Here is a 12,979-nt window from a genome sequence, read left to right on the forward strand (position 1 = left end):
GGGCATGACCAGAGGGGAAGGATCAGGAATGCATCGCAGCGCTGGTGGGTTTGGAGGTCATGCTGGCGTTGCGCCTAATTTGGAGTGCCAGTTCTCCCTGCCCAGCCCGTTCCAGCATGTTCAACACGTCCTCAAAAGTACTTAGATCGCCTTCGATTTCGCTGAGGTTGCTTAGTGCTAATCCCAAAGTACGGACGCTCCCTGTACCGCGAAGGCGCGTGATGGCCTGACGATAGAGGGCCGCAGCCTGGGCCAATTGGCCTTCAAGGTGAAGAAGCACCCCCCGGTTGACCAATGCCTGGGCATGACCCGGCAGATCGCCCGCTCGCTCTAAATCTTGAATCGCCCCATCAAGAAGTAGGGCTGCACCATGCGTATCACCTGTTTGCTCAAGCCTCATGGCGTAATTGAGCAGGATGGCCCCCCGAACATTCAGAAACCGCTCCGCCTGGGGCAGCACTTCCCGGAAGGCCTCGTCAGGTGCCGTGCCCAGGTGTGACCGTGCCCAGGCCACAAGCCCAAGCTCAGAGACGCGCTGCTCGTCTTCGCCCTCTATCTGCCAGAGATCGGCGGCTATCTGGCTGAACCGCCGCGCTTCCTCCCATTGCTGCCGGTTGCGCGCGGCGTGGGCCAGAACGCTAGCTGCACGAGCGGCCTCGGCTCCGCTGCCCGATACCCTGCCAGCCAGTTCAGCCGCATCCTCATTCCGGCCCATCCGCACCAGTGCCGTCGCTCGGGCCACCAGCGCCCCCACCATCTGCTGCTCGTGCGGGGTCAGGGTTTCCAGTCGTCTTAAAGCCTCGCTGTAGCGCCCAACCCCCAGCAGGGCCCAGGCGTGCTGCACGGCCAGTTCGGGGCGCTCAGCGAAGGCGTCCAGCAGCGCGGCGGCCTGCCCCGGGTACCCGCGCCTGAGCAGGGCGGCGGCGCGCAGGCTGGCGGCTCTCGCGGCGCGTTCCTCGTCGGCGTCTTCCCAGAGGTCACGGGCGGCGTCGTAGTCGGGCCAGGCGGCGCTCTCGGGCAGGGCGCGGGCCAGTTTCAGGTGCAGCAGCTTGGCGTGCACCGGCACCTGGGCCAGCTGCTCGCGGGCGGCGGCGGCGGCGTAGACGTGACCGCCCTCGGCCGTCAGGCCCTCCTGGGTCAGGTGCGAGAGGGCCAGCGCGAACTCGTCGGCGCTCAGGCCGGCGGCCTTGCGGGTGGCGCGCAGATCCGGGTGATCCTGCAGGGCCAGCATCAGGTAGGTGTCGCGGATGGGGCCGGGCAGGGCGCGCACGCGGGCGCCCTGGCGCACGTCCAGGGGCTGACCGCGCAGGGCGGCGGCGACCAGGGTGGGGTGGCCCTCGGTTCGCTCGAACAGGCCCGGATGCCCCCGCAGGTCGTGCGGATCCAGTACGTCCAGATGCAGATGCGTGTCGACGTCGAAGGGCGGGTGCAGGCGCGCGGTGACCACGATGGCGGCGCCGGGACGCTGGCGGGCGGCCAGCGCGATCACCGCCTGGGTGGCCTCGTCGATGGTGTCCCAGGCGTCGAAGGCCACGCGCAGCCGGGGGTCGCGCAGGGCGGCCAGGGCGGCGCCGGCGCCCGTGGGCGGGGTGCGCGTCAAGGGTTCCAGGGTGCCGTAGGGCAGCCCCGAGCGCGCGTGCAGCACCGTCCAGCCGCCCGTGCGCGACAGGGCTTCGAGCAGCGCCGTCTTGCCCATGCCGGCGTGCCCGCTGATCCAGGCGACCTGACCGGGCGGCAGGTGGGCCAGGGTCTCCAGATGGGCCTCCCGGCCCACGAAGGGAGCGGGGGGCGGCGCGGGGGCGGCGTCCAGGTGCAGGCCCAGGTCGCGGGCCTCGCGCTCCACCTGGGCGGCGAGCGGGTGGCCGGTCAGGCTCAGGAGGTGGTGCAGTTTGGGCAGTTCCAGCTCGTCGGCGGGCGGGGCGCCGGGCAGGGTCAGGGCGCGGGCGGCCAGCTCGCCGGCCTCGGCCCCCTGACCGTGGGCGGCGGCGTTGGAGGCCAGCGCGGTCAGGGCACCCCGAACCTCGCGGGCCACGGCCTCGCGGGTGTCGTAGACCCATTCCTCCAGGTCGGCTCCCAGGGGAATGGTCAGGGCGTCCAGAAAGGGGCCGCCGTACTCCCGCACGGCGTCGGCGGCGCGGCCCTGGCGGGCGGCCTCGCGCAGCGCACAGACGTCGCAGCGAATGCGGGACTCAACCCGGCTGCCGTCCTCGCGCAGCACGTCTCCCAGCCCACGCAGATGAACGAGATGCTGCGCCAGGGAATTCATGGGGTTGGCGGCCTCGGGCCAGAACAGCTCGGCCAGGCGCCGGCGCACCTGGGGCCCCTCGACACACAGATAGGCCAGGAGCAGCAACACCTTCTCCCGCCTGAAGGTCACGCCCTCCACGGACAGACCCCCCAGAGTCCGCAGATTCATGAGGGCATTGTGGGCGCCCCCACGGTTCGGCGCAATATGCCGGATCACGTATGAACCCGGTGCAGAACGGCGCTGGCGTGCGGGGTTTGCTGAACTGGGAGGGAGAAGTGCCGTGTGGGCCGCCGGGCCACGGGTGCCGGTGCCCCGCTGCCGCTCAGTGCAGGAGGTGGGCGGGAGGTGGAATCATGGGCGCATGAGCCTGAGCTTCCCGCACGACGTCTCCCGCGCCCTGACCCCCGGCCACCCCAACTGGCCGGGCGACGCGCCCCTGGTGGTGCAGCCGGGGCTGCGGATCGCGGGCGGGGACTCCGTGAACACGGGCATCCTGAGCACCTCCACGCACACCGGCACCCACGTGGACGCCCCCTGGCACTACGACGACGCGGGCGCGCGGCTGGAGGCCATACCGCTGGACGTGTGGGTGGGGCCGTGCCGCGTGCTGGACGTGCGGGGGCGGGCCGAGGACGGCCTGATTCCCGGAAGCGTGCTGGAGGGCCTGCCGCAGCAGCTCCCCGCCCGACTGCTGCTGCACACCGGCCAGCCCGCGCACTGGGCGCAGTTTCCGCGCGACTTCGTGGCCCTGGCTCCGGCGCTGATCCACGCCGCCGCCGCCCGTGGCGTGCGCCTGATCGGCACGGACAGCCCCAGCGTCGATCCGCTGGAGAGCAAGGCGCTGGACGCCCACGGGGCCTGCCGGGACACGGGCGTGCTGATCCTGGAGGGCCTGAACCTGAGTGCCGTGCCCGGCGGGGACTATGGCCTGGTCTGCCTGCCCCTGCCGCTCTCCGGCGCGGACGGCGCCCCGGCGCGGGCGATCCTGCTGCCGGCGGGCACCCTCTAGGACGAGCGCCCTCTAGGAGAAGCCGAAGCGCTCCAGCACCGCCGCCGGCGTGCGCCTGGGGCGCCCCGACACCGGATCGACCCAGACCCAGTCGGTGCGGCACTCGGTCAGCCGCACGCCGGCCGGGGGATCGGCGGCGTTCACGCGGTCAATGGTGTACACGCGGACGCTCCGCACGCCCGCACTCTCGGTGAGCAGGGTGCGGACGCGCAGGCGGTCGCCCAGCACGGCGGGCAGGTGGTAGGTGATGCGGTGCTCGCGGGCCACCGGCACGGCGCCCAGCGCGCTCAGGGCGGGGGTGTCCAGGCCCAGGCGGGAGGCGTGCGCGCGGGCGACCTGCTCGCACCACGCCAGATACACCACGTTGTTGACGTGGTTCATCTCATCGAGGTCGCTGTCCTGCACGGTCAGCCCCAGTTCGTGGCGGCGCGCCTCCGGAAGCGCTTCCCAGTCGGCGTGCGCCCCGGGCAACTCCAGGCTCATTCGCCCAGCAGGCCGTTGACCGCCCCGGCCCCCTGGATGTCCCGCTCGGTCACGCCCCCGGCGTCGTGCGTGAAGTAGTTGAGCCGGACGCGCCTGTAAAAAATGAAGATGTCCGGGTGGTGGTTCTGTTCCTCGGCCAGCGCGGCGACCCGCACGGCGAAATCCACGCCCGCCTGGTAGCTGTCGAAGGTGACTTCACGCCACAGACGGCCGTCGTCGCCCCACCAGCCGGCGGGCTTGCGGGCCTGCACGTCGCCGTCGGAGAGTTTGCGATCCGGGTCGTAGCCCATGCGGGGGTCGTAGGTCATGGCCCCATGCTAAGGACGTCGCCGCTGACATGACGAGCGTCCGGGAGGACGCCGGAATCTCTCCATTCCCGCTGCGACGTCCTTTTCACGGTACCCGCTCCGCCCGGTTAATCGAAAGCTTAACTTCGACCTCCCTGGGTGCGGAGGCGGGCGCCCGCAGGGCGTCACCCGACACCCATTCCGCTCTGCACATAACGCTCTGCGCTATCCTGCCCCCTATGCGGGCCCAGCCAGCGCAAAGTGTTCTCAAAGGTACCGGCAGCGGCGCCCTGCCGCCCATGCTGGAGCAGTACGTCCGGATGCGCGACGAGGTCGCGGCGCAGCTCCCCCACGCCATCCTGCTCTTCCAGGTCGGTGACTTCTACGAGACCTTCGGCGAGGACGCCGAGCGCGCCTCGCGGCTGCTGGGGCTGGTGCTGACCCACAAGAGTTCCAGGGATTTCAGCACCCCGATGTCGGGGATTCCGCTGCGGGCGCTGGACTCGCACGTGGAGCGGCTGCTGGCGGCGGGCCTGTGCGTGGCGGTGGCCGACCAGATCGAGGAGCCGGGCAGCGGGCTGGTGGAGCGCAAGGTCACGCAGCTGCTGACGCCCGGCACGGTCACCGAGGAGCGCCACCTGAGCGTGGACGAGAACTACCTCGCGGCGGTCGCCACCGGGGACGGCTACGCGCTGGCCCTGCTGGACGTCAGCACGGGCGAGTTCCGCTGCGCCGCCTTCCACACCCGCGCGGCGCTCTACGACGAACTCTCGCGCTGGCGGGCGCGCGAGGTGCTGCTCTCGCCGGAACTCGCCGGCAACGCGGCGCTGCTCGCGGACTTCCAGGGCCGCTTCCCGGTCATGCTCTCGCCGGCCAACTTCGGGGAGGAGGGCTGCTGCGCCGAGCTGGTCGCCGCGCTGGGCGAGGTGCCGGGCACGCTGGGCTCATCGGCGCTGCGGCGGGCCTGCGGAGCGGTGCTGGGCTACGCCCGCGTGACCCAGCAGGGGCAACTGGAGATGGTGCGCCGGGTGGTGCGCTTCGAGCCCGGCGCGCACATGCGGCTGCCCGAGTCGGCGGTGCGGGCGCTGGAGGTCTTCACGCCGCAGTCGCCGCAGGGCGTGACCCTGATGGACGTGCTGTGCCAGACCCGCACGGCCGGCGGGCGCCGGCGGCTGCGCGCCTGGCTGCGCTCTCCCCTGCTGGACGAACTGAGCATCCGCGCCCGGCTGGACGGGGTGGAGGCCCTGACCCGCGCCGCCGACCTGCGCGGGGGGGTGCGGTCGCTGCTGTACCGCGCGCACGACCTCGAACGCCTCGCCGCGCGGGTCGCCACGCGCCGCTCCGGCCCCCGCGAGGTCGCCGCGCTGGCCCGCACCCTGGAACTGCTGCCCGAGGCCACCCGGCTGTTGGACGGCCAGGGCGGCCTGCTGGGCACCCTCTGCGCGCGGCTCGGGGGGCTGCCGGACGTGGTCACCCGCATCCGCGCCGCGCTGGTCGACGACCCGCCCCTGCGGCTGGGCGACGGCGGCCTGATCCGGGACGGCTTCCACGCGGGCCTGGACGAACTGCGCGCCGAGGCGCTGGGGCACCGGGCCTGGCTGGCCGAACTGGAGAGCAGCGAGCGGGCGCGCACCGGCATCGGCAACCTCAAGGTCGGCTACACCACCGTCTTCGGCTACTTTCTGGAGGTCACCGGGCCGCACCTGGGTAAGGTGCCCGCCGACTACCGGCAGGTCGCCACCCTGAAAGACCGCGCGCGCTTCACCCGCCCGGATCTGCGCGAACGCGAGCGCGAGATCGCCCGCCTGGACACGGCCGCCGGGCGGCTGGAGGTCGAGGCCTTCACCGAGCTGCGCGACTCGCTCGCCGCCCACGCCGAGGCGCTGTCCGAGGCGGCGGGCGCCCTGTCGGAACTGGACGTGCTCTCGGCGCTGGCGGAGATCGCCGTGGACTGCTCGTGGGTGCGCCCCCAGACCACCCCGGACGCCGAATTGACGCTGACCCAGGCGCGGCATCCGGTGGTCGAGCAGGCGACGGGCGGCAAATTCGTGCCCAACGACGCCCGGCTGGACGGCGGCCGCTTCGTGCTGCTGCTCACCGGGCCGAACATGGCGGGCAAGAGCACCTACCTCCGCACCGTGGCGATCTGCGCGCTGCTGCACCAGATCGGCTCCTTCGTCCCCGCCGACCAGGCCGAGCTGCCGGTGTACGACGCCATCCACACCCGCATCGGCGCCAGCGACGACCTGGCGGGCGGCCGCTCCACCTTCATGGTCGAGATGAGCGAGCTGGCGGCCATCCTGCACGGCGCGACCCACCGCAGCCTGGTGATCCTGGACGAGGTCGGGCGCGGCACCTCCACGCTGGACGGCCTCGCCATCGCGCAGGCGGCGCTGGAGCACCTGCATGTCACGCGGGCCCATACGCTGTTCGCCACGCACTACTTCGAACTCACGCGGCTGGAGGCCGAGCATCCGGGGCTGATCAACCTGCACGTGGCCGCCGAGGAGGACGCCGCGCTGAACGGCGGCGTGGGCGGCCTGACCTTCTACCATCAGGTCGTGCCCGGCGCCGCCCGCCAGAGCTACGGCGTGGAGGTCGCCCGGCTGGCCGGCCTGCCCGCCCCCGTGACCGCCCGCGCGGCGCGGCTGCTCACCGCCCTGAACACCGGCGGCGACGACCGCACCCTGGTGCGCGAGCTGGCGGCCCTGGATCTCTCGCGCCTCACGCCCATGGGGGCGCTGGAGGTGCTGCACCGCTGGCAACGGGAGGCGGCCGAGGGCGGGGGGCCGAGGGCCGAGGGCTGGACGGTTCAGTCCGAGCCGGTTCAGCCGGAAGAAGCCTCGTGAAGCCGGAGGCGCTGGCCGCGCTGCAGGCCCGCTTCGCCGAGCAGCTCTCCACCGCGCCGGCCATCCTGCAGGCCCACGGACGCGACGAGAGCCACCCCACGGTTCACCCGCCGCACGCGGTGCTCTTCGCCCGGAGCGAGACCGACGTGGTGGACGCGCTGGGCCTCGCCTCCGCGCACGGCTTCCCGGTCACGCCTTTCGCGGTGGGCAGCTCGCTGGAGGGGCAGGTCATCCCGGTGCAGGGCGGGCTCTCGCTGGACGTGAGCTCCATGAACGCCGTGCTCGCCCTCGAGCCGGGCGGCTTCCAGGCCACCGTGCAGCCCGGCGTGACCTATCCGGAACTCAACCGCCGCTCCCGGCCCCACGGGCTGTTCTTCCCGGTCGATCCGGGCGCCGAGGCCTCCTTAGGCGGCATGGCCTCCACCAACGCCTCGGGCACCGGCGCCGTGCGCTACGGCACCACCCGCGACAACGTACTGGAACTGCGCGTGGCCCTCATGGACGGCTCGGTGATCCGCGTGGGCAGCAAGGCCCGCAAGACCAGCGCCGGCTACGACCTGAAGCACCTGTTCATCGGCGCCGAGGGCACGCTGGGCGTGATCACGGAACTGACCGTGAAGCTCTGGCCGCTGCCGGGGCACGTGGCCGTGCTGCGGGGGCATTTTCCGGGCGTGGAGGCGGCGGCGACCTGCGCCGTGCAGGTGATGGGCGCTGCGCTGAGCCCGGAGCGCCTGGAGCTGATGGACGCCGAGCTGATGCGCGCCGTGAACCGCCATGAGGGCGCCGCGTATCCGGAGGCGCCGACGCTCTGGATCGAACTCGCCTCGTCCAGCGCAGTGGGGCTGGGAGAAGCGCTGGGCCTGTGCTCCGAGATCATGGCGGACTCTGGCGGGGGGGGGCTGGAGGTCGCCCGCTCGGCCGCCGACCGCGCCGCCCTGTGGGAGGCCCGGCACCACGCCTACTACGCGCTGGGCGCCCTGTACCCGGGGCACGACCGCCTGAGCACGGACATCTGCGTGCCGCTGCAGCATCTGCCCGGCATCATCGGCTTCTCGCGGGCGCTGGCCGGTCAGGAGGGCCTGCACGCCAGTTTCGTGGGCCACGTGGGCGACGGCAATTTCCACGTGCTGTTCCACGCCCCGCCGGACGACGGGGCCACCTGGGCGCGCATCCACGGCGTCTACGACCGCATGATCGGAGAGGCCCTGGCGCTGGGCGGCACCTGCTCCGGCGAGCACGGCATCGGCCTGCACAAGCGGGCGCACCTGGCCCGCGAACACGGGGACACCCTGGCGCTCATGCGCGCCATCAAAGCGCTGCTCGACCCAAGCGGGCTGCTCAACCCGGGCAAGATCCTGCCCTGAGCACGGGTTCGCTCGTCCAGCCCCCAGAAGCCAGCCGCCGCCGGTCGAGCAGAGAAATGACCGGCCGCACAGCTCTGCCGGGACAGGTGAGCCACGGCGGATGAAAAGAGCGCCCGGCCCGATTGACCCTCCCCTCACGAGGACGGGAGGGAGGCGCCGGACAGTGGTCAGAGTGTGACGCCCACCCCGAGTGCGCGGCGTGACGCAGGAGGCCCCCCGATGCCCGACCCCCCTGATGCCCGACCCCCTGGTGACGATCCTATGACCCCGCTCCCCCCGCCCCTTTCCCGGCGCCGCCCGGGTCTGGCGCTGCTGCTGGGCGCCCTGCTGTGTGCCTGCGATCAGGCGCCCGCCGGTACGGCCCCGCCGACCCCGGAGCCGCCCGTTCAGGCCTCGCCGCAGACCAACTGGGAGAAACTCTTCAACGGCACCGATCTCCGCGGCTGGTCGGCCTGGTTCCCATCGAGCGGCAGGGGCGGCGATCCCAGGGGCGTGTTCAAGGTCGAGGACGGGGCGCTGCACGTCCTGGATCTGCCGCCGTCCGGCGCCGAGCAGGAATTCGGCTATCTGGCGACCGACCAGCTCCACAAGGATTACCGGCTGCGGCTGGAGTACCGCTGGGGCGGCAAGAAGTTCGCCCCGCGCGCGACGGAGCCCCGCGACGCTGGGCTGCTCTACCACGTCAGCGGCCCCGATCAGATCTGGCCCCAGGGGCTGGAGTTCCAGATCATGGAGGGCAGCACGGGCGACCTCTGGACGCTGGACGGCACCAACTTCAGCAGCACCGTGCAGGACGCCAATGCCGCCGAGCTGCAGTACGACCCCCTGGGCCGGGCGCACACCACGGCGTTCGGTGACGACAGCTACAAGCGCCTGATCCGCAGCGGCACCCCCCCGGAGCAGGCGCAGGGCTGGAACGCGCTGGAGCTGGTCGTCTCCGGAGATCAGGTCGTGCAGATCGTGGGCGGTCAGGTGGCGGCCCGCGCTTCCCGGCTGCGCGGCGCCGACGGCTCGCCGCTGACCGGCGGGCGCATCCTGCTGCAGGCCGAGGGGGCCGAGGTGTATTACCGCGCCATTGAGCTGAGGCCCCTGGCCTACACCCCACCCCCCGCCGGGGCGACGGTGCTGCTGGGCAGCGGCCCCGGCGCCAGCGCGGCCGCGTGGCAGGGCCGCACGGGCGCCCCCGCCGACTGGCCGGTGCAGGACGGCGCCATGACGGTGCGCCCGGCCAGTCTTCAGGTCGGCGGGAAGGCCGTGAGCAACGACATCCGCACCCGCGAGGCCTACGGCGATCTGCGGCTGCATCTGGAATTCCAGCTGCCGGTCACGCCCGGCGCCCTGCCCGAACAGGATCGGGGCAACAGCGGCGTGTACCTGCAGGGCCGCTACGAGCTGCAGCTGCTCGATTCCTTCGGGGGCGCGCTGAGCGGCAAGAACGATCTGGGCGCCATCTACGGCCAGCGCGACGCCAGCAGCAACGCCGCCCTTCCCGCCGGCACCTGGCAGACCTACGACGTCGAGTTCCGCGCCGCCCGCTGGCAGGGCGGCCGGAAGACCGACGACGCCCGCATGACGGTCTGGCTCAACGGCGAGAAGGTGCAGGACGACGTGCCCCTGAGCGCCAGCACCTTCCTGGGCGAGCCCGAGGCCGACACGCCGGGGCCGCTGGTGCTGCAGGATCACGGCAACCGGGTACAGTTCCGCAACATCTGGCTGCTGCCGCGTTAGGCGGGACTCGCCGGAGCGTGGGGGCAGGAATCCGGGCCTGCCGGAGTGGCCGCCCGCAACTGGAAAAGCCCCGCATTTGCGCGCCTGGGCGTGCGCTAGGCTGCGTCCATGATCCAGGTGCTTCCGCCCCACGTGGCCCGGCTGATCGCCGCGGGCGAGGTGGTGTCGCGGCCGCTGGACGTGGTGCGTGAACTGGTGGACAACGCGCTGGATGCCGGCGCCTCCCGTATCGAGATCGAGGTGGAGGGCGGCGGCCTGGGGCTGGTGCGGGTGCGCGACAACGGCTCGGGGATCGACCTGGGCAGCGTGGAACTCGCGGCCGTGCGCCACGCGACGAGCAAGCTCGCCCCGGAGGTCTCGGCGGTGGATCACGTGACCACCCTGGGCTTCCGGGGCGAGGCCCTGTGGGCCGCCGCGCAGGCGGGGCAGCTGCATCTGGTGACCCGCCCCGCCGCGCAGGTGGGCGCCGCCGAGGTGCTGGCCCACGGCGAGGAGGTGCACGTGAGCCGCGCCACGGCCCCCGCCGGTACCACGGTCACGGTTCGTAACCTGTTCCACACGATGCCCGCCCGCCGCCGCACCCAGGCCTCCCCGGCGAGCGAGGTGCGCGAGATCACGGCGCTGGTGGGCCGCTACCTGCTGCACCATCCGGGCCGCCACTGGCGCCTGAGCGTGGACGGCGATCCCCGGTTGACCCACGCCCCGGCCGACCACCGGGGGGCGGTCGCCAGCGTCTACGGCCCGGTCAGCGCCAACCGGGTGCTGAGGGTGGAGGCCGAGGGCGTGCGCGGCGTGGTGTCGCGCCCGGAACTGACGCGCTCGCGGCGTGACCGGATGCACTTCAGCGTGAACGGGCGTCCGGTGCTGGCCCCCCCGGAGCTGGAAAAGGCCGTGATCTCCGGTTACGCGGAATTGCTGCCCGGCAGCGCGGCGCCGCTGTGCGTGCTGGACATCACCGTTGCCCCGCAGGATCACAACCCGAATGTCCACCCGGCCAAGCAGGTGGTGGCCCTGGCCGACCTGAGCGGGGTGGCCGCGCGGGTGCAGGCCGCCGTGGCCGCGGCCCTGGCCCAGCACCCGCTGGCCCGCGCCGCCCCGCTGCTGACCCTGCCGCCGGAACCCGCCAGCACGCCCAGAAGCGGCTCCTTTCCCGTGCTGCATCTGGTCGGGGTGTACCAGAGCCTGTACCTGCTGGCCCAGGGCGAGGGTGACCTGTGGGTGGTCGACGCCCACGCCGCGCACGAACGCGCCCTGTACGAACGCCTGAGCCGTGAACTGGGGGCCGCCCCGCCGGTGGAACTGCCGGAGCCCGAACTCCTGCACCTGAGCGCCGAGCAGACCGCGCGCCTGCACGAGCGCCAGGCGGAGCTGCAGGCCTGGGGCCTGGAACTGGAGGATTTCGGCGCCGGGCTGGCCCGCCTGCGGAGTCTGCCCGCCACCCTGGCCGCCCTGCCGCTGCCCAGGCTGCACGAGACCATCGTGGAGGCCGCCCTGGGCGACTCGCCCGACCCCCGCCGCGACGTGCTGGCGCGGCTGGCCTGCGCCCCGGCCCTGAAGGCCGGAATGCTCGATGCTGACCGGGGCGAGGGCGTGCTGGCTGCGCTGGCCGACTGCGAGCACCCCTGGGCCTGCCCGCACGGCCGCCCCACGGTGCTGCGGCTGCCCGAGCGCGACCTCGCCCACGCCTTCGGGCGCCGGGGCGTGCGCGACGTGGCGCGGGGCCGGGACGCCGAGCGGAACGCCGCCGTACGGGCCCTGCCCAGCGAAGCGGAGTGAGCGCACCCCCGACCTGAGCCCGGACGGAACCGGGAATCGGGCGGCCGCGCCCCTACAGCGGCTGCGTGAGCCGCCGCGCCGCCGCCACGTACAGCTTCAGGCCGTGCTCCAGCGCCCGCTCGTCAAAGTTGAAGCGTGGGTGGTGGTGCGGCGCCTGCCCGTCTCCCCCCGCCCCGACGATGATGAAGGTGCCCGGCGCGCGGCTCAGGTAGGCGCTGAAGTCCTCTCCGCCCATGTTGGGCTGGCCGGGGTGGATGGTCACGGCGTCTCCCAGCGTCTGGGCCGTCACCTCGCGCAGGAGCGCGGTGGTGGCCGGGTCGTTGATGGTGGCGCGGTAGCCCTGGACATAGTCGAAGGTGTAGGTGGCCCCGTAGGCGGCGCACAGCCCCTGCACGATCTGTTCCATGCGCCGGGGCATGGCCTCGCGGAGCGCGGGGTCGAGCGTCCGCACCGTGCCGCCCAGCTGGGCGCTGTCCGGGATGACGTTGTGGGCCGTGCCGGCGTGGATGGTGGTCACGCTCAACACCGCCGGCTCCAGCGGGTCGCGCTGGCGGGAGATCACGGTCTGAAAGGCCAGGATGACCTGCGCGGCGAGCACCACCGGGTCGACGGTCTCGTGCGGGTTCGCGCCGTGCCCACCCTGGCCGTGGATGGTCAGCGTGAAGGCGTCCGGGGCGGCCAGCAGCGCGCCGTCGCGCAGGACGATCACGCCGGTAGGGATCTGGCTCATCAGGTGTTCGCCCACCGCCACGTCCACGCCGTCCATCACCCCGGCGTCCACGAGCTGCTGGGCGCCGCCGGGAAACAGCTCCTCGGCGTGCTGGAAGAGGAGGCGCACCTCGCCGTGAAGGGTCTCGCGGCTGTGAGAGAGCACCTGCGCGGCGCCCAGCAGCATGGCGGTGTGGCCGTCGTGGCCGCAGGCGTGCATGACGCCGGGGGTCTGGGAGGCGAAGTCCAGGCCGGTGTCCTCCTGAATGGGCAGGGCGTCCATGTCGGCGCGCAGCAGCACCGTGCGCCCCGGCCCCGCCGTGCCCCGCAGCACCGCCAGCACGCTGGTGGGCGTCGGGCGGCTGAGGTTCAGGTGCGGGAAGCCGCGCAGCACGGACTCGACATACCGCGCGGTCGCGTGCTCCTGAAACGACAGTTCCGGATGCCGGTGCAGGTGCCGGCGCCAGGCGACGACCTGCTCAGGGAGGCCGGACTCCATCGGGTTGGGCTCCGTCGGGGTGGGCTCA

Annotated in this window: 9 protein-coding genes; 5 read left to right on the forward strand and 4 right to left on the reverse strand. The window is 72.8% G+C overall.

The annotated features are described in order from the left end of the window. Positions 1–22 precede the first annotated feature (22 nt). Entirely contained in the window at positions 23–2,416 is a 2,394-nt protein-coding gene (locus CVO96_RS03520) for an AfsR/SARP family transcriptional regulator (protein ID WP_133161732.1), read from the reverse strand. A 193-nt stretch (positions 2,417–2,609) separates the two neighbouring features. Here CVO96_RS03520 and CVO96_RS03525 point away from each other — a divergent pair, with 193 nt between their 5' ends. Continuing rightward, a complete protein-coding gene (locus CVO96_RS03525) occupies positions 2,610–3,257 on the forward strand; it encodes a cyclase family protein (protein ID WP_103310393.1) in 648 nt (215 codons plus the stop codon). Between the two features lie 12 nt (positions 3,258–3,269). Here the strand turns inward: CVO96_RS03525 and CVO96_RS03530 are convergent, their stop codons facing one another. Then, positions 3,270–3,740, reverse strand: coding sequence for an acyl-CoA thioesterase (locus CVO96_RS03530; RefSeq protein ID WP_103310396.1), 471 nt, complete (start codon positions 3,738–3,740; stop codon positions 3,270–3,272). Next, on the reverse strand, positions 3,737–4,048 hold the full coding sequence (locus tag CVO96_RS03535; RefSeq protein WP_103310399.1) for a 4a-hydroxytetrahydrobiopterin dehydratase: 312 nt from the start codon (positions 4,046–4,048) through the stop codon (positions 3,737–3,739). The genes CVO96_RS03530 and CVO96_RS03535 overlap by 4 nt, the downstream gene beginning before the upstream one ends. A 218-nt stretch (positions 4,049–4,266) precedes the next feature. Here CVO96_RS03535 and mutS point away from each other — a divergent pair, with 218 nt between their 5' ends. The 4 genes from mutS to mutL all read left to right on the forward strand — a co-directional run bounded on the left by mutS (position 4,267) and on the right by mutL (position 11,744). Next, complete coding sequence (mutS, locus tag CVO96_RS03540; protein WP_103310402.1) at positions 4,267–6,876, forward strand: DNA mismatch repair protein MutS; 2,610 nt, start codon at positions 4,267–4,269, stop codon at positions 6,874–6,876. Then, positions 6,873–8,240, forward strand: a complete 1,368-nt coding sequence (locus CVO96_RS03545) for an FAD-binding oxidoreductase (protein ID WP_103310405.1) — start codon at positions 6,873–6,875, stop codon at positions 8,238–8,240. Before mutS ends, CVO96_RS03545 begins: the two co-directional genes overlap by 4 nt. 261 nt (positions 8,241–8,501) lie before the next feature. After that, positions 8,502–9,968, forward strand: coding sequence for a 3-keto-disaccharide hydrolase (locus CVO96_RS03550; protein ID WP_165795189.1), 1,467 nt, complete (start codon positions 8,502–8,504; stop codon positions 9,966–9,968). 108 nt (positions 9,969–10,076) lie between these two features. Then, the gene (gene mutL, locus CVO96_RS03555) at positions 10,077–11,744 is read left to right on the forward strand and encodes a DNA mismatch repair endonuclease MutL (RefSeq protein ID WP_103310411.1); all 1,668 of its coding nucleotides are present in this window, start codon (positions 10,077–10,079) and stop codon (positions 11,742–11,744) included. A 52-nt stretch (positions 11,745–11,796) separates the two neighbouring features. On the opposite strand, the gene CVO96_RS03560 is transcribed toward mutL, so the two are convergent. Further along, complete coding sequence (locus tag CVO96_RS03560; protein WP_103310414.1) at positions 11,797–12,951, reverse strand: M20 family metallopeptidase; 1,155 nt, start codon at positions 12,949–12,951, stop codon at positions 11,797–11,799. Between the last annotated feature and the right edge of the window lie 28 nt (positions 12,952–12,979).

Source organism: Deinococcus koreensis, from assembly GCF_002901445.1.
In the GTDB taxonomy this organism is placed as follows: domain Bacteria; phylum Deinococcota; class Deinococci; order Deinococcales; family Deinococcaceae; genus Deinococcus; species Deinococcus koreensis.